18 protein-coding genes, 1 tRNA gene and 1 rRNA gene are annotated in these 21,404 nt (G+C 47.2%); 7 read left to right on the top strand and 13 right to left on the bottom strand.

The window, feature by feature from the left end:
* Positions 1-76, top strand: a 5S ribosomal RNA gene (gene rrf / locus BGM27_RS20960); the annotation flags it as partial.
* A 95-nt stretch (positions 77-171) separates the two neighbouring features.
* Here the strand turns inward: rrf and BGM27_RS19955 are convergent.
* On the bottom strand, positions 172-1,383 hold the full coding sequence (locus tag BGM27_RS19955) for an MFS transporter (protein ID WP_007408030.1): 1,212 nt from the start codon (positions 1,381-1,383) through the stop codon (positions 172-174).
* Positions 1,384-1,611: 228 nt separating this feature from the next.
* Here BGM27_RS19955 and BGM27_RS19950 point away from each other — a divergent pair, with 228 nt between their 5' ends.
* The 5 genes from BGM27_RS19950 (at position 1,612) to BGM27_RS19930 (ending at position 7,604) form a co-directional block, all read left to right on the top strand.
* The gene (locus BGM27_RS19950) at positions 1,612-2,880 is read left to right on the top strand and encodes an aspartate aminotransferase family protein (protein WP_007408029.1); all 1,269 of its coding nucleotides are present in this window, start codon (positions 1,612-1,614) and stop codon (positions 2,878-2,880) included.
* Positions 2,877-3,827, top strand: a complete 951-nt coding sequence (locus BGM27_RS19945) for an inositol monophosphatase family protein (protein ID WP_007408028.1) — start codon at positions 2,877-2,879, stop codon at positions 3,825-3,827. The genes BGM27_RS19950 and BGM27_RS19945 overlap by 4 nt, the downstream gene beginning before the upstream one ends.
* Positions 3,802-4,848, top strand: coding sequence for a zinc-dependent alcohol dehydrogenase (locus BGM27_RS19940; RefSeq protein WP_007408027.1), 1,047 nt, complete (start codon positions 3,802-3,804; stop codon positions 4,846-4,848). Before BGM27_RS19945 ends, BGM27_RS19940 begins: the two co-directional genes overlap by 26 nt.
* A 230-nt stretch (positions 4,849-5,078) precedes the next feature.
* Entirely contained in the window at positions 5,079-6,512 is a 1,434-nt protein-coding gene (locus tag BGM27_RS19935) for a SulP family inorganic anion transporter (protein ID WP_007408026.1), read from the top strand.
* Between the two features lie 150 nt (positions 6,513-6,662).
* Positions 6,663-7,604 (top strand): bile acid:sodium symporter family protein, encoded by a 942-nt coding sequence (locus BGM27_RS19930; RefSeq protein ID WP_113629840.1) that lies wholly within the window; start codon positions 6,663-6,665, stop codon positions 7,602-7,604.
* Here the strand turns inward: BGM27_RS19930 and BGM27_RS19925 are convergent.
* From BGM27_RS19925 to BGM27_RS19870, 12 genes are all read right to left on the bottom strand, one after another.
* Positions 7,593-8,345, bottom strand: coding sequence for an alpha/beta hydrolase (locus tag BGM27_RS19925; protein WP_007408024.1), 753 nt, complete (start codon positions 8,343-8,345; stop codon positions 7,593-7,595). The two genes, BGM27_RS19930 and BGM27_RS19925, sit on opposite strands and share 12 nt — an antisense overlap.
* Positions 8,342-9,352 (bottom strand): iron ABC transporter permease FeuC, encoded by a 1,011-nt coding sequence (feuC, locus tag BGM27_RS19920; protein WP_032865141.1) that lies wholly within the window; start codon positions 9,350-9,352, stop codon positions 8,342-8,344. The genes BGM27_RS19925 and feuC overlap by 4 nt, the downstream gene beginning before the upstream one ends.
* 1 nt (position 9,353) lies before the next feature.
* The gene (locus BGM27_RS19915; protein ID WP_007408022.1) at positions 9,354-10,361 is read right to left on the bottom strand and encodes a FecCD family ABC transporter permease; all 1,008 of its coding nucleotides are present in this window, start codon (positions 10,359-10,361) and stop codon (positions 9,354-9,356) included.
* 19 nt (positions 10,362-10,380) lie between these two features.
* Entirely contained in the window at positions 10,381-11,337 is a 957-nt protein-coding gene (locus tag BGM27_RS19910; protein ID WP_003156778.1) for an ABC transporter substrate-binding protein, read from the bottom strand.
* 87 nt (positions 11,338-11,424) lie between these two features.
* The gene (gene btr, locus BGM27_RS19905) at positions 11,425-13,020 is read right to left on the bottom strand and encodes a bacillibactin transport transcriptional regulator Btr (protein ID WP_007408021.1); all 1,596 of its coding nucleotides are present in this window, start codon (positions 13,018-13,020) and stop codon (positions 11,425-11,427) included.
* Positions 13,021-13,157: 137 nt separating this feature from the next.
* Positions 13,158-14,402 carry an exo-beta-N-acetylmuramidase NamZ family protein gene (locus BGM27_RS19900; protein ID WP_007408020.1) on the bottom strand — a complete coding sequence of 415 codons (1,245 nt, stop codon included), beginning with the start codon at positions 14,400-14,402 and terminating at the stop codon, positions 13,158-13,160.
* A 15-nt stretch (positions 14,403-14,417) separates the two neighbouring features.
* A complete protein-coding gene (locus BGM27_RS19895) occupies positions 14,418-16,331 on the bottom strand; it encodes a glycoside hydrolase family 3 protein (RefSeq protein ID WP_007408019.1) in 1,914 nt (637 codons plus the stop codon).
* A gap of 46 nt (positions 16,332-16,377) precedes the next feature.
* The gene (gene pbp4b / locus BGM27_RS19890) at positions 16,378-17,661 is read right to left on the bottom strand and encodes a penicillin binding protein PBP4B (RefSeq protein ID WP_007408018.1); all 1,284 of its coding nucleotides are present in this window, start codon (positions 17,659-17,661) and stop codon (positions 16,378-16,380) included.
* Positions 17,662-17,679: 18 nt separating this feature from the next.
* Positions 17,680-19,047 carry a PTS transporter subunit EIIC gene (locus BGM27_RS19885; RefSeq protein ID WP_007408017.1) on the bottom strand — a complete coding sequence of 456 codons (1,368 nt, stop codon included), beginning with the start codon at positions 19,045-19,047 and terminating at the stop codon, positions 17,680-17,682.
* Positions 19,048-19,176: 129 nt separating this feature from the next.
* On the bottom strand, positions 19,177-20,106 hold the full coding sequence (murQ, locus tag BGM27_RS19880; protein ID WP_020953855.1) for an N-acetylmuramic acid 6-phosphate etherase: 930 nt from the start codon (positions 20,104-20,106) through the stop codon (positions 19,177-19,179).
* Between the two features lie 99 nt (positions 20,107-20,205).
* Positions 20,206-20,682, bottom strand: a complete 477-nt coding sequence (locus tag BGM27_RS19875) for a GNAT family N-acetyltransferase (RefSeq protein WP_007408015.1) — start codon at positions 20,680-20,682, stop codon at positions 20,206-20,208.
* A gap of 18 nt (positions 20,683-20,700) precedes the next feature.
* Positions 20,701-21,153, bottom strand: a complete 453-nt coding sequence (locus BGM27_RS19870) for a 2-thiouracil desulfurase family protein (protein WP_007408014.1) — start codon at positions 21,151-21,153, stop codon at positions 20,701-20,703.
* 180 nt (positions 21,154-21,333) lie between these two features.
* Between BGM27_RS19870 and BGM27_RS19865 the strand changes: the two genes are divergently transcribed.
* Positions 21,334-21,404, top strand: a tRNA-Glu gene (locus BGM27_RS19865).

Raw genomic sequence — 21,404 nt, 5'->3', positions numbered from 1 at the left:
CGAACACGGAAGTTAAGCTCTTCAGCGCCGATGGTAGTCGGGGGTTTCCCCCTGTGAGAGTAGGACGCTGCCAAGCTATCTTAACCCAGTTCATGATGAACTGGGTTTTTTATATGAAAGATCACATAGATATATAAAGCTAATGCCTTTGAAAGGCATTAGCTTTTTTGTTTACATTGATTTTGCTTTGCTGTTGTGATGTTGAAGATTGTTTGATTTTATTGTCTCGAGCATTCTTAAACTGAACACAATCAGCAGCATAAGGAGCATCAGTGCAGTAAACAGCCAGAACGCAGTTTGTACGGGATATTCATCTAAGCTCCAGCCGACGACGATCGGAAGGAGTGAACCTCCTAATCCGTTTGAAGCGAGCAGAATACTGGTAGTCGTTTCTGTCTTTCCGGGATAAAAATGATTCGTGATGATTAGGGCTATTGCAAACATGCCTGCCATGAACAGCCCTAAAAAGAAGCAAAGGGCAAAACCGAACCATACGTTTTTGCTTAATGCTAATACGGTAAGTGCAGCCAGACCGCCAATGCTTATGAGACGGAGATAACGGTGATATGTCAGCTTTTCTGATACCGGGCCTGTTAATAATCTTCCGATGATCATCCCCGTCCAATACACAGTAACTGTTATCGTTGCCAAAGAGTTGGGGATATCCCATTTCTCAGCGAAGATGGAGGGGATAAAATGTACAATGGAAACTTCACTGCCGCCGTAAAAGAAGAAGTAAGCACCCGCCAAGGCAATAAACAGCAATCCGTGTGACCGATAACCGGTGCTTTGTTTTTTAGTGTCATCGGAAGAGACCTCTTTGCGGATGAGAAGCTGATCAATACTGCCGAAACTCATCTGCTTCCATGCGATTAAGAGTGCAAAACTGGATAACCCTAATACTAAAAAAGCAATTGTCCACATGTGGTTGTTGATAAGAAAGCCTGAGAGCAGAGGCATGAACAGCGCACCTAATCCGTAGGCCACTTCCATCTTGCTCATGGCCACAGCCTGTCTTTCTTTAATAGCGGTGAGGATGATCGTGCCTACACAGGATTCCACCAATCCGGCGCCAAGCCCTGCGATGCTGACGAGAAGAAAGAGCAGCGGCCAGGGCGGCAGGAAGGTGATGAACATTTCACAGCTGATGAGTGCCAGGCCATAGATAACGACGTTTTTGCGCCCAAGCTTTTTCACCATGTATGGCATGCCAATAACTCCGATGAGAAAGCCCATGAACTGAGAAAATACCAATACTCCGCCATTACTGTAGCTTTGTGAATAATGTGTGAGTAACTCAGGCAGTACGGCTCCCAGAATAACAAGTGTAAAAGCAATCGATCCATAAGAAAAACAGCTTATCCACAGCAGACGAGTTTTCATCATTTTATCTCCTTATTGGTAAAATCATATTTCTCTCTACTCGTATGACATGATGTTTTTACAAAAAATCCAAGTATTGTTACTATATCACATAACTTTTTCTCGTACATCCATTATGGTAACGTTAACAAATTGTTAACATTTTTTACAAGAAAGATCGTTGACATTATTTTCAATAATTTATACGATAAAAAGCGAAATTCTAATAATTTCATAGGGGTGGTATTTGTGGGAACGAAGGAAATCACGAATCCAGACAGCTTGTATTACAGTGTTGACGATGTAGTAATGGAGCGCGGAGAAGGGATTTACCTGTACGATCAAGAGGGAAATGAGTACATTGATTGCGCTTCTGCCACGTTTAACTTGAATTTAGGATACGGTAACAAAGAGGTCATTGATACGGTTAAAGAACAAGCCGATAAGCTCATCCATGTAACATCATCTTTTCAAACAGACGCCGTAAATAAACTGGCAGAAAAACTAGTAGAAATCGCCCCCGATAATCTCACAAAAGTACACCCTAAAGTCAGCAGCGGTTCCGGTGCAAATGAAGGAGCTATTAAAATGGCTCAGTATTACTCCGGAAAAACCGATGTCATCTCCTTATTTCGAAGCCACCTCGGACAAACGTATATGACTTCCGCTTTGTCCGGCAACTCATTCAGAAAAGAACCTTTCCCGCCGCAAATTTCTTTTGGCCTGCAAGTCCCCGATCCCTATTGCAGCCGCTGTTTTTATAATCAGAAACCTGATTCATGCGGTATGCTGTGCGTAGAAAGAATTAATGATTTTATTGAGTATGCGAGCAATGGGAAAATTGCCGCCATGATTATTGAACCGATATCCGGAAACGGTGGAAATGTCGTTCCGCCTAAAGAGTATTTTAAACAGCTGAGAAAGCTTTGTGATGAACATGATATCGCTCTGATTTTTGATGAAATTCAGACCGGGTTCGGACGGACGGGTAAAATGTTTGCCGCGGACCACTTCGATGTGAAACCTAATATGATGACGGTAGCAAAAGGGCTCGGGGGCACAGGCTTTCAAGTCGCCGCCACTCTGACGGAGGACAAGTATACCGGGCTTCCGGGGTATACGCACTCCTTCACGTACGGCTCAAATGTGATGGCCGCCGCTGCCGCTTGTAAAACCATAGATATCATGCAGCGACCGGGATTTTTGGAAAATGTAACGACGGTCGGTCATTATATTATGGATCGCTTAGAAACGATGAAAGAGGATTTCGCTTTTATTTCTGAGGTAAGAGGCGTCGGTCTTATGATCGGTGTGGAGATTGTTAAAGAGAACAATGAACCGGATGTGGAGCTGACCAATTATATTGCAAAACGGGCAATGGATTACGGGCTGATTCTCCGGACATCCCGTTACGGATTCGGAAATGTCTTTAAAATCCGTCCGCCTTTAACCATAACACTTAGTGAAGCCGAAGTGCTCTGCTACAGACTTCGCAAGCTATTGGAGGAAATCAAGTGAGAGACTATATCATTGAGCTTGGACAATTTGTTTATCAAAAGGTGAAAAATCAAAAAGGCACGCTGAAAAACCGGCTCGTAAATGGCTATTCTCCGGGAGGCGACGCCCAATTTAACATAGACGCCGCTGCTGAGGAGGCGGTGCTGGATTATATTCAAGAAAAGGGCCATCCGGTTGCTTTTTACACGGAGGATGGCGGCCTGAAGCTGATTGGAGAAGATCCGCAATATATTTTAATTGTAGATCCGATAGACGGAACGCGCCCGGCCGCCGCAGGACTTGAAATGTCGTGTATTTCGATTGCGCTTGCTTCGTATAAGCCAAACGCAAAGATTAAGGATATCGAGTTTGCTTTTTTACTTGAATTGAAATCAGGCGCTTATATGTACGGTGATATATACAGCGATGCCATTCATTTTGAAGGGTATCATGGAGAATTGCCGAATTTGAGCGGAGTGCGGGATATTAAAAATATGTTTTGGAGCCTTGAATTTAACGGGCATCCGGCGCAGCTGATGACGGACGCATACGGCCATCTGATTGACCAGTCGGCCAATAATGGCGGGGTTTTTGTTTTCAACAGCGCTTCTTATTCGATTTCACGAATTATCACGGGGCAGATGGATGCTTATGTGGATATCGGCAATCGTCTGCTGAAAGATGATCCGAAGCTGCTTTCAGATTTTCAGCAGGTCGGGAACGGAGAGGTGCTGCATTTATTTCCTTATGATATTGCCGCAAGCGTCTTTTTGGCGAAGAAGGCGGGAGTGGTCATTACGGATGCGTACGGCCGGTCTTTGGACGAAACGCTTCTGACAGATTTAAGTTATCAGAATCAGCAATCATGTATTGCGGCATCAACGAAGGAGCTTCATCAAACATTGTTAGACCAAATCCGCTGGGGCAGAAAGGAAGAGAAATATGAAGGCGTTGGTCTGGACTCCTAATGATAAGCTTGAATATCAAGAGGTGGACGAGCCTCAAATTCGGAAATCCAATGATGTGAAAGTGAAAATTTTCGGCACCGGTATCTGCGGAACGGACTTAAATGTGCTGAAAGGAAAAATGAATGCAACCCATCATATGATTATGGGGCATGAATCGGTGGGAGCGGTCGTGGAAATCGGACCGGACGTGACAAATGTAAAAGTCGGAGACCGGGTCGTGATAGATCCTACACAGTTTTGCGGGAAATGTCATTATTGCCGGAGAGGGCTGACGTGTTATTGCGAAACCTTCGAGGATTGGCAGCTCGGAATCGGGGCGCACGGAACGTTTGCGGAATATTACGTGGGGGAAGACAGGTTCATGTACAAAATTCCGGATTCAATGGAATGGGAGCGGGCCACATTGGTTGAGCCTCTCTCCTGTGTGCTGAATGTTGTGGACAAGGCTTCGATTCAGCCGGAGGACGCGGTCTTGGTTTTGGGATCCGGACCGATCGGACTGCTTGTGCAAATGATGGTGAAAAAACTGGCGCGATTGACGGTTGCGACTGAAATAGGCAGTTTCCGAAGCGAGGCGGCAAGCCGGATATCTGATTATGTCTACCACCCTGAAGCATTAACCGTGGATGAAGTGAAACGGATTAATCAAGGAAGAAAATTTGATGTGATTTTTGACGCGATCGGCAATCAGCTTGATTGGGCTTATCCTTTTATTGAAAAGGGAGGCAGAATCGTGCCGATGGGCTTTGATGATACGTATGAGATGACGGTCAGGCCGTACCAGCTGCTGTCAAACGGCGTAACGATTGTGGGCACAGGTGAAGCCCGCCAGATCATGGAAGCCGCGTTAGCATGCGCGTCCGCCCTTCCGCAGCTCTATGATTTTATTACGGAAAAGACGGAACTGAAGAATTATGAAGAAGCCATTGATCATCTCATGGGCATCGACCCGGTGACAAAAGAAAGAAAGGATATCAGCGCAATAAAAACGATTCTTGTGTCTGATCCGGAACTTTTATAAAAGCGGAAACGGCTCCAGTGAGGGCCGTTTTCTTTTCTTATTTATACGGCTTGCACATTTCTTTAAAGTTTAATATGATACTCTTTGTTAACAATTCCTTTCCTCAACGACATTATACTCTGAGCGTGTCCTCTTTTTCCCCGTAAGATTGCCTCATATTCCCCAGATGAAAATCAATGTTTCCAACTGATAGGGTGCGGATTTTTATAGTGAAAAGGAGTCGTTATCATTTGAAAGATTATACGTTACAGCAGCAATGGTTCGGGAATGTCCGTAAAGACATTCTGGCCGGTATTCTGGTTGCCCTCGCTCTGATCCCTGAGGCGATCGGATTTTCAATTATTGCAGGTGTCGATCCGATGGTCGGCCTTTATGCATCATTTTGTATCGCGATTATTATTTCTATCTTCGGCGGCAGACCGGGAATGATTTCAGCCGCTACGGGTTCAATGGCGGTTGTCATGGTGACATTGGTGGCTGATTACGGGCTGCAGTATTTGTTTGCGGCAACCATTTTGACAGGTATTATTCAATTTATTCTTGGTGTCAGTAAGATAGCGAAATTGATGAAATTTATTCCGCGTTCGGTCATGATCGGATTTGTGAATGCTTTGGCGATCTTGATTTTTTCTGCGCAGCTGCCCCAGTTCAAAGGAGCCTCATGGGTCATGTACGCCATGCTTGCCGGATCACTGGCTATCATATATCTATTGCCGAAGGTTACGACGGCTGTGCCGTCTCCGCTGGTGGCGATTATTGTCATGACGATCATTGCGGTGGTCTTCCATGCGGATGTCCGCACGGTCGGTGATATGGGCGGGATTACAAGTTCACTTCCGCATTTCTTGATACCGGATGTTCCGTGGACGTTTGAGACATTGCGGATTATTTTCCCGTATTCTCTGGCGCTTGCTTTCGTCGGATTGCTCGAGTCATTGCTGACAGCCCAGATCATTGATGAAATGACGGATACGGATAGTGATAAGAACAAAGAAAGCCGCGGACAAGGCATCGCCAATATTGTGAACGGATTTTTCGGAGGCATGGCCGGGTGCGCCATGATCGGCCAGTCTGTCATTAATACGAAAGCCGGCGGACGCGGCCGATTATCGGCTTTTACCGCCGGCGCGTTTTTAATGTTTTTAATTGCCGTATTAAGCGGTATCGTCGTGAAAATTCCGATGGCTGCGCTGGTGGCCGTGATGGTTATGGTGTCCATCGGCACGTTCGACTGGTCATCGATTAAAGGTTTGCGGAAAGCGCCCCTTACTGATTCGATCGTTATGGTTATTACCGTCATGACGGTCGTCCTGACAAATGATTTATCAAAGGGTGTCTTCGCGGGTGTGCTGCTAAGCGCGATCTTTTTTACGGCGAAAATTTCTAAGCTGAAGATTGTGTCACATTCCGAACAGAAAGATGTCAGAACTTATAAGGTAACGGGACAGATCTTTTTTGCTTCCGTGTCTGAGCTCATGAATGCCATCGTTTATGATGAAGACGTGAAACGGATTGTCATTGATTTGACCGACGCCCACGTGTGGGATGATTCGGGAGCGGCGGCTCTTGAGAAAATTGTCGCCAAATGTAAAGAATACGGAATTGAGGCTGAATTAAAGGGATTAAATCAGAAAAGCCGAGATTTAATGAAACAAATGGCATAGAATTTGTGAAGTCCGGATGAATATATCCGGGCTTTTTTTCGGTTAAATTTGCCGGGGTGCATTGTTATAATGAATGAGACTTGAAAACCGTATATAGGAGACTTGCATATGATGTGGCTTCAGAAGTTGAACCAAGTGTTGGGGAGAATCATGCCGCTTTTGACTCCGTCAAGTGTGGCGGCGGGTGTGCTGTTATCTCAGCATATCAGCTGGATGGCCGGCGCTGTGCCGTGGATATTTGCATTTATTACATTTACGGGCAGTCTGAGTGCCAATTTTCATTCGCTGAAGCGCAGTATCGAGAAGCCGCTCCCGATGATCATGGCATTGTTTGTTCTGCATATTTTCATGCCTGTTTTTGCATGGGGTAGCGGCCATCTGATTTTCAGCGGTGACCCTTTAACTGTGACGGGGCTGATTATGGGTGTGGTGATTCCGACCGGAATTACGAGTTTGATTTGGGCTGCGATGTATAAGGGGAATGTCGGATTGACGCTGTCTATTATCCTGGTTGATACCGTGCTTTCTCCTTTTATCGTACCGTTAAGCCTGTCTGTCCTGGCCGGGGCGAATGTTCAGATGGATGTGTGGGGAATGATGAAAGGGCTGGCGGAGATGGTGGTGATTCCATCCATCGCAGGGATGATAGTCAACCAGTTTTCCCCGCCGGTAAGGACTCAGGCAATAAGCCGGTCGCTGTCTCCTTTTTCAAAAATCTGTCTGATGATTGTCATTGCCATTAACAGTTCGGAAATCGCGCCGTATGTCACGCACGTGGATATCAAATTTGCGGGCATCGCTGGCATGGTATTTTTTATTGCCATGACGGGTTATGCCGTGGCTTGGCTGATCGGAAGACTGATGAAGCGGAGCCAGGATGAAATCGTGTCTCTGATTTATACGGGGGGCATGCGCAATATCAGCGCCGGCGCCGTTCTCGCCGTGTCTTTTTTTCCGTCTCAAGTGGCGGTTCCGGTCGTCATCGGGATGCTCTTTCAGCAAATCCTTGCCGCTTTGTTCGGCTATTTGCTGAGACACTTTGAACTTAAGCCGGTCGTGATGAAGTATGAAAAAAACCGCTCAGCTACGTGAGCGGTTTTTTCCGTACAGCCAGCTTAGTGCTGCATTGAATTGTCGTTTGAATGCTTCTTGATGGTGCACGGCGCCCTCTTCGATCGTGAAAGAGAGCTGAGATTGAGAAAAGCCTTTTTGCCTCAGGCTTTCATGCACGTCTTTATTTTGTCGGATCATGTTGTTTTGGATGTTGTTTTTATGCTCAGCTTCGCGGCTGCCGACAGACATATAGATACGCCCCCGTGCCGGACGCAAAGATGCGGAGCGGACATAATCTGCTGATTTTTCATACCAGAAGGAACCGGAAATACAACCGATTCTGCCGAATATTTCAGGCTTTTGCAGCATCGCGTATATCGAAAACAGTCCGCCTAATGACGCGCCGATCAGGCCTCTTGTTTCCGGATGTGCAGAAATGTGATGCATATCTTCTACAGTTGGAATGATGACATTTGTCAGCTCCTCGAGAAAGAGCCTCCCTTTGCCGCCGAAATCATGAAACGCAGGGCTCAGGGAAGGCGCGGGCCACGGCGTGTACTCATCGAGCCTGTCAGCCGGTTTGATGCCGATGAAAATCAATTCGGGAAGTGTACCGTTCGCAAATTGGGATTCAAGGTTATCCATCTGTTCTAAAAACAAAGAACCCCCGTCCAGTACGTACACACAGGGTAAAGCCCCTGTTTGAACCGAATAGGAGGGAGGAAGATACACAGTGCATTCCTTTCCGTTTATCCGGTGTTCTGTAAGGGTGCCTCTCATGCATCCAGCCCCTTCTTTTGCTTAAACAGAAGAAAAAAGAAATAAGGAACGCCGAGAATCGCAAGAATAATTCCCGCCGGCACTTCTGAAGGCTGAAAGAACAATTTGCCCGCAAAGTCGGCGGATATGACGAGGAGCATACCGACCAATCCGCTGACCGGTAATGAGTATCTGTGCTCAATCCCGGCGAGCCTGCGGGAAATATGGGGCGCGATCAGTCCGACAAATGCCATGCTGCCCGCTGCGGTTACACATGCGCTGATCAAAGCGATGCAGGCAATGAGTAAAATCGTTTTTTCTTTATTGGTTGAAACACCGAGGCTTTTCACCGTGTCCTCATCGAAACGAATGGTATCCAGCAATGACGTTTTCGCCATAAGCAGAGGAATGAACACGATCAGCCACGGAAGGATCGCCGTAATGGTCATCCAGTTTGCCGACCAGATACTGCCGTTTTTCCAAACCATCGCCATCTCATAATCCTGCGGGTCCATTTTTAATGAAAGAAATAAAGACAGCGCGCTGAATCCGGAATTCATGGCGATCCCGACGAGAATAATTCTGCCCGATTCCAGATGCCCCCGGTGCCAGGCGAAAATATAGATCAGCACGGCCGCCATCAATCCTCCGATGAGGCCGAAGACAGGCATACCCATCGCAGAGGCAAGTGCCGTCGCTTCAGATTGTCCCTGAAACAGAAGCATAAACGTGACGATTCCGGCTCCGGCTCCTGCATTAATGCCCAAAATACCGGGATCGGCAAGACCGTTTTTGGTAATGGCCTGAATAACGGCTCCGGCTATCCCCAATCCGAGCCCGATGGCAGCAGCTATGACAATGCGCGGCAGCCTCAGCTGAAACAGCAAAATGTCATATTGCGGATTCGGATGGATGCGGAAAAGCGTACTGAGCAGTTCACCCGGCTTTGCGGAAAAAGAACCGCTTGTCATGCTGAAATAGCTTACGAGCAATATGAGAGCAATCAGAATGATATAAATTCCGGCCATTTTACGCACCACGCTGATCCCCTCCTTTTCTTTTAATCAAATAAAGAAAGAAAGGAACACCGATGATAGAAGTGACAACTTCAATAGGCGTCTCAAAGGGATAATTGATGAATCGGCTGGCAAGGTCGCAAAGAGTCAGGAAGACGCCGCCGATGATGCACGCGCATGGGATCAGCCTGCTGTAGTCCGATCCGACGAGAAAACGTGTGATGTGCGGAACGACCAAACCGACAAAGGCAATTTTTCCGGCGAGTGCCACCGAGCTTCCGGTCAATATAACAACGGCCGCCATCGCCATGAGTTTGATGGTTCTTTTCTGCTGTCCCAGACTTTTTGAAATGTCGTCTCCTAATGATACGGCAGTGACCTTTTTGCTGAGAATCATGGCCGTGATGATTCCGATCGCAAAAAACGGGACGGCCAGTTTCAAAAAATCAGGGTTCATTTGATGCAGTCTCGCACTGTACCAAAAACTGAGATCCTGCGAAATTTGAAAATAAATCGAAAGCGCAGCCGACAGACTGCTGAGAAGCATACTTGTCACCGTTCCGATGATGGCAAGCTGCACCGGGGTAAAACCGCCGGGAAGAATGGAGGCCAGCCCGAAAACAAGAGCGGCGCCGAATGCGGAACCGATAAACGAGTATATGATCATTTCAATGGATGTCGATTGAGGGAGCAATACCATGCAAAGGGTGATGATAAAAGCGGAGCCGTCCGACACACCCATGATCGAAGGCGAGGCCAGATAGTTCCGTGTGATTCCCTGCATGAGCGCTCCGGAAACAGCAAGGGCTGCGCCGATAAACATAGCGCCGGCAGCCCTCGGGATTCTTGAATGCCATATGATCTGATGGTCGGTATTCTCCGGATTAAAGTGCAGCAATGCGGAGAACACGGTATGGATGTCAAGCTGCTTTGCGCCGTATAAAACGGAAAGCAGCAGTGACAGAACAATGGCAATCGGTGAAGCAATGATAATCATGTGTGTCCGCCGTTTTGCATACATGTGAAAAACCTACTCTTTATTAGTCTTGAGTCAATTTGTCAGCCGCAACCTGTAAGAAGCTGATTTTACTCCACGCGGTTCCGCCTTGGGCTAATGGATCAATCGTATTGACGTATACATGGTCTTTTTTGACTGCCTTCAGGCTCTTCCAGATCGGATTTTTCTCTAAGTCTTTCAAAGCGTCCGGCTTATCTGCGTTTTCGTCATCAGAGAATTGTACGAAGATATGGTCAGGGTTCATTTCGCTTAATTTTTCAAGAGAAATCAGTTCCTGCGCTTTCGCCGCTTTGACTTCGTCCGGCGCCTTCAGGCCTAAATCACCGTAAAGCGTGGAGTTGAAATATACTTGTTCAGGATAAATATAAATATTGCCTTGTCTGATTCTGATGACCAGCGCGTTTGACTGTTTCGCTTTGCTGTTGATCTTTGTTTTTGTCTTTTTCAGGTCCTGTTCGTAATCTGCGATGATTTTTTTCGCTTTTTTCTCTTTATCTGTAAGCTGGGCGAGCAGCATCATGTTTTCTTTCCAGTTTGATGAGATATGAGAGACAGGGATCGTTTCAGCGGTGCCGCTCAATTTTTTCAACGTTTTTTCCGGGAATTTGGTTGATGCCAGAATGACGTCCGGCTGCAGCTCAAGAATTTTTTCCATATTCGGCTGCATTTTTTCTCCCGTAGATACGGATTTATCTGTAATATCTTTAAACAGTTCCGGGAATTTGCCGGAGAAAGAAATTGCCCCTGCCGGATGAACGTCAAGCAATTTGGCGTCTTCCATTGATTCTACGCTGCCTGTAATGGCGATTTTGTCAGTCGGCGCTTTGACTTCATATGTTTTTCCGAGATATTCGATTTTCTTTTTATCTGAAGAAGCGTCCTTTCCTTTACTTGCTGTATCAGATGTTTCTGAGCTTCCGCAAGCCGCGGCCGTGAAAGCCAAAAGCAAAATCATGAAAGCGAATGCCAATTTCTTCATCTATTGTTCCTCCTGTTCAATTGATAACTATTATCAATTGGAATTATAGAGAATGAACAGGGATAAGACCATGGATAATTTCCGGCATTACCATGGACGATCTTCGGATAAAATGGAAATGCTTTGCTCGATCATCCGCTGATGTCCGCTTGGAGAATATTCAATCCACGGGTCAGATGATATGGGAAACACGCGTTTATTGCTGACGGCTCTAAGGTTCTGCCATATCCCGGTCTGCTGAATCCGCTGAAAATAACGAAGCGTTTCCGGTTCTTTACAAGTGAAAAGCATGATGCAGTCAGCCTGGCAATCCGCCAGCATGTCCAAGGAAATCTTTTCGTCAGGAGCAAAAGATTCCGGTTTTGCGGAGGCAAAGCCTAAATCACCGAAGAAGACATCCTCAATACTGTTGTTATGGGCGATGTACATATTTTCTTTATATACACGGACAAATAAGAACCGCTGATGCCGCACGTGTTTCAGAGCATCTTTCGCTGAATGGGCGAGACTTTGATAAGCTTTAAGCCAGTGCCGCGCTTCCTGCTCTTCATTCAAATATGCGGCTGTGCGAAGAAACTGGTCTCTCCAATTCTCTTGAGCCGGAAGGTAAAAAACGTCAGTGATGTCATTCAGGCGCTGTTTTTCTTCTTCACTGACAGAATCAAGACTGAAAATGATGTCCGGGGCAGCTTGGGAAAGCGTGTGCAGGTTCTCTTCCCAATTTGCATTATAGCGGTAAGCACTCAGGTGAACCGGAATATCGGAAGAGAATTGTTTGTAATAATAGGCCGTCCATTTCGGGTGCAGCGCCGCAGCATAAGGCACGTGATGCAGAGGAATCAGATGCCCCATCGTTTCTTTTCCGTACGCGGCCATTTTTGTGCGCCTTTTTTTCATATAGCTTGTAGGTGAGCTGCCGGTATGTTTTTTAAAGATGCGGCTGAAATAAAATTCGTCTTGGTAGCCGATTTGATGAGCGATTTCCCGCAGTTTGCAGTTTGCCTTGGCCATCAGTTTTTTCGCATTGGTTATGCGGATGTCTGTGATATATTCAGTTACGCTCTGCCCGTATAGTTTTTTAAAGGTTTCACTGTAATGCTTGGGACTGATTCCCGCCATATGAGCGAGCTGGGTGAGCGTGATTTTTGTGTCGGACTGAGCATGTATGAATTGTTTTGTCTGTTCGATCGCCGCTTTCGTATTATTTTGATGGCATACTTTTGCAGCATAAAGGTCATACATCAGCTGCTGAAAGTCGGCTGTATATTTCATTTTCTGCAATGCATCCGCCGATCGCACGTTTTCAGAAAGTGACTGAAGCCGGCTTGTCAAATGATCAACCGTTTGTAAATTCATTTGCTGAAGTCCGTGGAAGATGTCTTCCCCGTTATCCGGAAGCATCGCTTCATCATCTGATGAATAGGAGAAAACACGGAGTCTGACGATATACAAATGGATGCCGCCTGACGGTATAGGGGCAATATTGAATGTCTCATCACAAGGACAGATGTAGAGCGTTTCCTTCTGCAGCGGAAAGCTGTCTGTTCCGATATCAATTTGTCCCTCGCCTTTCACATGAAAGATCAATACGGGGGAATCAGTGAGCTGATGCTCTGACAGAAGGTCGGCTGTTTTTTTTACGGAGATGATATCAATGGGCTGAAAGAATAATATGTTTTTCATGAGAAACCACCTTTTAGGAAACATTCATTTAAATGATAACTGTTATCATTTAAATTGTACCAAATAAATGAATGTTTTCCTATAAAAAGCGGAAATGTGAAATGCGTCAAAATGTTACACGTGTAACACGAATGTTGTCAGTATATGAGGTATTGTTTTCTTATAGTTTTGAATTGGTCCAGCCGGCGTTGATATGTGCCGGTGATGTCTTCAATGGAAGCGCCTTTTTCTATTTTTTTGCGTACCCAGCCGTTACCGATCAACTTGTCAAAAGAGCCTGTCGGCAAGAATGAAAAGTCATTCGGATATAAGTCATGCATGGTTTTCAGAATGGAAAGCCCTGTTTTTGCCGCTTCAAATGTGTTTCTGTTTGTTACGTAGACTTGTACGCCGTGGCACAGTTTGCCCTGGTGCTTGGAAAAGCTGGGGATAAATGATGCGGCTCTGAAGGTGACACCCGGAAGCTTGAGACTGTTCAGGCGTTCTTCGAGCTCGGTGTTTTTCATATAAGGCGCGCCGATCAGTTCAAACGGCTTTGTCGTGCCCCTTCCTTCGGATACGTTTGTGCCTTCGATTAGTCCTGTCGCCGAATATGCGAATATGCTGTCCGGGGTCGGGATATTAGGCGAAGGGAGGACGAACGGCAGACCGGTATCTTCAATCGTCATCGTCCGCTTCCAGCGCTTCATTTTTACGACGGTTAGGTCGGCGCCAATATGAAACTCTTTATTGAATAAAAGAGCAAGCTCACCGATCGTCATGCCGTGCTTCAGCGGGATCGGATACAGTCCGACAAATGAAGCGTAATCCGGTTCAAGAACCGGGCCGTCCGGATTTCGTCCGCCTTGCGGATTCGGCCGGTCCAATACATAAAAAGGAATGCCTTTTTCTTTGGCCGCTTCCATGGCATAGGCCATTGTATAAATGTAGGTGTAGTATCGCGTTCCGACATCCTGAATATCGAAAATCAGCACATCTGTATCTTTCAGCATGTCAGGCGTCGGTTTCCTCGTTTCCCCGTACAGGCTGTAGACGGGAAGCCCTGTTTTTTCGTCTATATACGATGTGACTTTGTCTCCGGCCTGAGCATCGCCGCGGACACCGTGCTCCGGTCCGAATAATGCCGTCAAGTGGATGTCTGGTGCCTCATACAGCACGTCAACGCTGCTTTTCAATGAATTGTTCACACCGGTCGGGTTGGTGATCAGCCCGACCCTTTTTCCCTTCAGTTCCTGTTTATAATCTTTCAGCAGGCGGTCGATGCCTGTTTGGATGCTTGGTTTCTTGGCGGTATGAAGGTTTCTGTCAGAAGCTGCCGAGACTGCCGTCATAGCACTGATGACGACTAATCCGGCAAGAAGCGCAGCCGTTTGTGTTTTCATGATCAGTCCTCCTGTTTAAAGCGGTTTTCCGGTCTTCAGATTGATACCGAAACCATAAGGATACAGTGTCGTTCCCGGATGCGTGACGGAAGGAATGTCAGCGGGCAGCCTGCCTTGCGGTGTTGTCTGTCCGAATATCGCTTCAACGCCTGCCGGAATGTTTGGCTGGAGAAATTGTCCGTCTGTATATCCTTTAAAGCCGTAGACTGCGATAAGGGCTTCAGCTTCTTCAAAGTTCGCGGCGTCATATGGATTACGCAGGCTCATCAGCACAAAGGGTTTTTGGTTCGATTGTGCGGCTTTCATGACTGCCCGCGGAAATGCAGTCGTCCACTTGCCGGGATCTGTGACGGAATCGTCAATCACGCCGTCGTTTACGACAGGATCATTTTTCACAACATATGAGCCTGTAATCACGTAATCAGCGTCAGTTATCTGCTTTTTGTGTTCATCATGAAATGTGCGCTCGGCGAAGTTCATTTTACTGATGGTTACCGGCCGGATTTTTTTCTTCTTGATGAGCTGCCGAATGGTTTGTTCCATTGACGCTGTTTGATCTTCATATGGAGCGGCAATGAGAACGCGGCTGTTCTTTTTTGGTTTGAATGGGAGCGTGCGGTTTTTGTTTTGTAAGACGGTGACGGACCTTTCCGCGATTTGTTTTTCAGCTTTCAGATGATTTTTGCTGCCGACGGTTTTCTTTGCTTTTGCAATCTTCTTTTTCAGATTTGTCTTTTTCGGGGCGGGATATATCCCTCGTTTTATTTTCAGGGAAATGATGCGCTCCGCCGATTTGTTAATTTGCTGAAGCGGAATATCCCCTTTTTGTACCGCCTTTTTTAATGCGGAATGAACCCGGGCAAAGCGGTTTTCTGTTTGCAGCGATGTCACTTGGGCCGGCATCAGGGCAATATCGACTCCTGCTTTTACGGCCATGACGACCGCCTCTTCCTGGCCGAAATGATCGGCAATGGCTTTCATATTTAATGCATCCGTGACGATGACGCCGTTAAAGCCCATTTCCTCACGGAGAAGATGAGTCATCACTTTTTTCGAGAGCGTGGCGGGTACGAGGATGTCTGAACCGTCCAGCTTGCTTTTATAGGTTGTATCGTCAAACGCGGGAAATTGCACATGGGCTGTCATGATCATATCAGCTCCGGCCTGAATGGCCTTCCGGAACGGATAAAGTTCAATCTGACGCAGCCTTTCTTGATTGTGGGTGACAAGCGGAAGACCGTAGTGGCTGTCGACATCCGTGTCGCCGTGTCCCGGGAAATGTTTGACGGCGGCAGCGACATCCTGCTTTTGCTGAGCCTTCATTGAGGCAAGACCGAGTGAAGCTGTCAGATCTCGGTCTGAACTGAACGACCTGACGCCGATGACAGGGTTTCCGGGATTATTATTGATATCGAGAACGGGAGCGAAGTTCGTATTAATGCCCAGTGCTTTCAGTTCTTTCCCGATAATGGCGCCGGTCTGGGACGCGTAGGCTGTTTTTCTAGCGGCTCCGAGCGCCATATTGCCTGGGAAATGAGTGCCCTCACCAAGTCTAGTTACGATGCCGCCCTCCTGATCAATGCTTAATAATAGCGGAATGTCAGGGCTCGCCTTTTGAAAGGCATCTGTCAGGCGTACCGTTTGTTCAGTGTTTTTTACATTTTCTGCAAATAAAATAACGCCGCCGAACCGGTACTTTTGAATAAGCCCTGCGACTTCTTTATTCATTTGGGTAAGAGCCTCAGGTGACGACTGCCCCTTTTTTTGCCAATTGCGAAAATCAGGCATGAGCATCTGCCCTAATTTTTCATCTAATGTCATACGGGATACCGCTTGTTCCGCCTGTGACGGAATGTCCGGTTTTGTCGATACATGATGCGTGCCGAAAACAATGAACAACAGTAATACAGCTGAGATAACAAGTTTCATGATGGTGCCCTCCTGCCGTCATAGTTTGGACAAAAGACATGGGTTGTCATTCAATGGCTTCATAAATCGTTTTTATGATGCTGCCGTAGCTTCCGGTCGGAAAAAGATCCCCTTCAAAAACATTCGGGTTTTCACCGGGACTGACGACGGGGGAATGCTTTTTATTGGTCAAAAGTGCGATCCCCAGCTTATAAGCGGGATCAATAATCGTGACGGTGCCGGTCCATCCCGTATGGCCATATGCCTGCCTGCTTGCATAAGGGCCGAACATCCACTCCATATCCGGGGTGCCGTTTTTCCGCCAGCCGAGAGCGAAAGTCGGATCAGAGGATGCCGCCGTTGTGAACAAATCAGCCGTTCTTTTATTGAAGAGAGAAACGTGTTTATAACTGCCTCCGTTCAGCATGACTTGAAGAAGGACGGCCATATCATCAGCTCTGGAAAACAGCCCGGCGTGACCGGACACCCCTCCCATTGAGTAAAATGCTTTTTCATCGTGAACTTCCCCCTGCAGCGTATACGTCCTGATGTGAGGGAAATGGATGACTCCGTCACGTGTGTTGCCTAAACGTTCAGTAGCTGCGAATGCTTTTTCTTTAAAGCCTTTTTGCAGCGGGTTGAACAGTGTGTGCGTCAGTTTCAGCGGTTTGTACAGTTCTTGTTCCGCATAGGCATCAAGGGTTTTTCCGGTTATGTTTTCAATGATGCAGCCGAGAAGCATGTAACCGATATCGCTGTATACGTGTTTTGTTCCCGGTTTGTATGCAAGCGGGATTTGAGTGAGAAAACGGATCGTTTTATCCCGTTTTTGTGAATACAAAGGGCCTGCGGTGTCCGGCTGATAGAAATAAAAGCTTGCCGGCAGACCGGATTGATGCTGGAGCACATCGATGACGCGAATGCGGTCTTTTTCTTGAATCGGATCGCTTTTTCTGTCTTTGAAATCAGGAAGGTAAGCCGAGACTTTTTGATACACATCAAGCTTTCCCTGGCTGACGAGTCGCTGTAATGCAAAATTCGCCGCGTACATTTTTGTATTGGAAGCTAGATCAAACATGGTTGATGTTTTCATTTTTTTCGGACGGGATAAAAGGACGTTCCCGTCATATTTTTTGCTGTAGCCGTATGCTTTCTTTTTGATCACCCGTCCGTCCTTTACGACGACGAGGACGGCTCCAGGGAATCCTGCTGCGATGTCTTTTTCAATCATTTGATCAACCTTTCTGAGCTTTGCTGCGTCGTATAATTTGGATTGGGCTTCGGCTTTGTGCTGCGGCAGAAAAGAGAGGCTGATGACCATTGTGAGTATGGCGGCTGTCAGTGTTTTCATATTCTGATCCCTCCCGGTTTATTCAAATTCAGCAGCCATGTCATCCTTAAATCCGAACGCATAAGTGAAGACAAAGCCTGCCGCGTAAGAGATGAAGAGACCGATGATATACAAAACGATTTGAGCCGGCTGTACGAGAAACGAGAGCGGAAGGCCGGAGACGCCGATTGAAAAAGTAGCCACCTGAAAATGGGCTTGAAAGGCGCCGCCGATTCCCGCCCCTAAACACGCCGTCAAAAACGGCCGGCCGAGCGGGAGCGTGACGCCGAAGATGAGCGGCTCTCCGATTCCGAGCAGACCGGATGGAAGTCCTCCGCCGATTGCTCTTTTCAATGAGGCTTTTTTTGTTTTCATAAAGATGGCGAAGGCCGCCCCTACCTGACCCGCGCCTCCCATCGCGAGAATCGGAAGAAGCGGGTCATCTCCGATTGATCGGATTAACTCCAAATGTACGGGGGTCAAGCCCTGATGCAGGCCGGTGACGACAAGCGGCAGGAAGGAGGCTCCCAGTACAAACCCTGAGAGCACTCCCCCGACATTCAGCAGCGACAATAAACCTGATGTAATCAGATCAGAAATAAAACCGCCTGCAGGGATAAAAACGAGATATGTCACCAGCCCGGTGATAAGTAAAGACAATGTAGGCGTGACGATAATGTCGATGGATTGATGGACGTACTTTCTGATAAACCGTTCGGTATAAGCGATAAAAACCGCAGCGAAAAGAACGCCGATTAATCCTCCCCTGCCAGGGAGCAGATTCTCTCCGAACAAACTGATATTGGCGATCTCAGGGTTAAGGATCAATATGCCCGCAAGGCCGCCCATCGCGGGTGTCCCGCCGAATTCCTTCGCCGCATTGATGCCGACAAGGACGCCGAGGTAAGCGAATAAGCCTGAACCGATAACCGTTAAAATAAGTGCGATTTGGGATTCTTTCGGGAGCCAGCCGGCCTGAATGACGGCTTTCGTAATACCGGTGATTAAACCTGATGCAATGAGTGCGGGAATAAGGGGAATGAAGATGCTTGATATTTTTCTCAGAAACAATTTGATGGGTGTGGTGTTTTTTCTGTTGAGATCGGCTTTTTTCCGTGAGGCGGCTTCTTTTAAATCAATGTTTTTTCCGGATGGCACAAGTTTTGCGAAAGCGTCGGCGACATGATTGACGACACCCGTGCCGAGAATGATCTGCAGTGTTTCGGCTTCGACGACGCCTATTACCCCGTCAAGCTGTTTCAGCGCTTCAATATCCGTTTTGTCCTGATCTAAAGGTGTAATCCTCAGGCGTGTCATACAGTGGGTAAAGCCTGAAATATTTGATGAACCGCCGCAATTGTCCAGGATGTCTTTGGCCAGTGACTGATAAAATGCCTCTTTGCTCATGGAGATCCTCCTTTTTTCCGTGCGATTTTTCCCGGGGAGCTGTGCCTGAAACGCGTCCTAAAAGCGCCTGCGCCGATCATGAAAACGGCGCGGGCTCATAAAAGCACATTATTTTTCACCAAAGAACGATCAGCGTTCTTTTTCTTTTGAAACGTGCTGTTCAATGGCTTTGTCAATGAAGCCGTCTGCTTCTTTGAGCAGTGCCTTCGCGTGTGTTTCGTCTGAATTCGTCTTCAGCATGACGATTGCCGTTTTGACATGGCTGCCTGCGGCCTCAAGCGTTTCTTTTGCCTTGTCGTACGGAACGCCCGTGATGCTTTGGATAATGCCGATTGCGCGTTCTTTCAATTTTTCGTTGCTGACATGAACGTCCACCATTAAATTTTTGTACACTTTGCCGCTTTTGATCATCACGGCCGTGGAAATCATGTTCAGAATCATTTTATGTGCCGTCGCCGCTTTCATTCGTGTTGAGCCTGTAATCACTTCGGGGCCGACGATGACTTCAATGCTGTGATCGGCATAAGTGCTGATCAATGAGTGTTTATTGCATGTGAGCGCGACGGTTTTGGCGCCGATTGTTTTTGCGTATTTCAGCGCACCGGCCGCATACGGCGTGCGCCCGCTTGCCGCGATGGCGATCACGGTGTCTTCTGCGGTAAGCCCGATCGTTTTGAGATCGAGAGCGCCGGTTTCCTCGCAGTCTTCTATACCTTCAGCCGCTTGCAAAAAGGCGTCTGCTCCTCCGGCCATCAGACCGATGACGGTGTCGGGACTTACGCTGTATGTAGGCGGGCATTCAACCGCATCCAGTACACCGAGTCTGCCGCTTGTGCCCGCTCCCGCATAAATCAGCCTGCCGTTTCGCCGTAATGATTGATGGGCGAATTGAACGGCAATCTGAATATCGGGCAGCACCTGCTGAACGGCTTCAGCCACTTTGAAATCCTCTTCGTTAATGATGCGGAGAATTTCCATCGTGTCTGCTTGATGGATTGAAGCGGTCTGCGGATTTCTGGTTTCTGTGGTCAATCTGTGAATGTTAAGCCGGTCTGTCATGATTGTACCCTCCCAAGTCGTTAATACTTGAAGTATATGGGCTTCTGAATAGATGTTTCAAGAAAAATCGGCAGGGATGAGATGAATAATCAAGCGCTTTCACAAAAAATGATGCAGAATGTGCTGTTCACCGATCGGGCCGATCCTGCGACGACCTTTATCAATAAAACCGGAAGACCGGTACAGGTTCTTTGCACGATGATTGCGATGGTTTACAGCAAGCACGATTTCATCACACCAAGGAAAGTAATTTGCGACAAAAGCGGGGAGCTGCAGCATCGCTTGTTTGGCATAACCTTTTCCCTGATGCGGCGCATGTAAGGACAGCGCACTCAGCAAAATGGCAGACACATTGTTCGAATACGGGGCAATGGTTTCTTTTGAGGTATGTAAAATAAAGAAACCGACGGGGCGGTCTTCTTTTAAAATGACTGTCGGGTAGCGATCCCGGATGACAAGAGCCTGCGGCAGTACATCTATCGGCAGAGCTGTGAACTTTTTATCTTCTTCACTCAGCACAAACCCGTTCAGCCCGTCTGCATGCTCCGGTTTATAAAAGGACAGGGCTACATCCATGATATCTACTCTCCTTTTTTATAATTGATCCAATTCATCTTCTGATAGAACACGGCAGCCTGCCCGTTTTAAAAGAGCGGAAGTGATGCCGTCTCCGATTATTTTTTTCCCCGAAAAAGTGCCGTCATAGATGAAGCTGCTGCCGCAGGACGGGCTGTTTTCTTTAAGGATGACCGTGGCGGCGCCTATTTCTTTTGCGTATGCTAATGTTTTTTCCGCGCCGTCCATATATAAAGCCGTAACGTCTTCGCCTGATGCCGTTACGATTCTTGCCGTTCCGTTCAGCACGTCTTCGCCCGTGCCGCCGATGATTTCCGCCGGTTCGCGGGGAGTGGTGAAGCCGCCCAAAAGTTCGGGGCAGACCATAACAGCTTTCTTTTCTTCTACGAGTCTGCGGATTTTTTCCGAAGCGGCGTGAGAGCCGTTATACCTGCATTCGATACCGCCGAGACAAGAGCTGACTAAGATCATCTGTGTCCATTCCCTTCAATATTTTGATACTTTCATCATAAATGAAATAAGAGAGGAGGGATGAGTTTTTCAGTTAAAAAACGGGTAAAAAAGTTTGAAAATAAAAAAAATAATTTTCCTCTTTACAAATGGGGTACAACCTGTATATAATAACTTTTGTCAGCTCGACGCGGACACAACGGCCCGTTGGTCAAGCGGTTAAGACACCGCCCTTTCACGGCGGTAACACGGGTTCGAATCCCGTACGGGTC

Origin of the sequence: Bacillus sp. FJAT-27001, from assembly GCF_019039175.1 — a bacterium.
Lineage (GTDB): Bacteria > Bacillota > Bacilli > Bacillales > Bacillaceae > Bacillus > Bacillus velezensis.
This window is presented reverse-complemented; position numbering and strand designations above follow the sequence as displayed.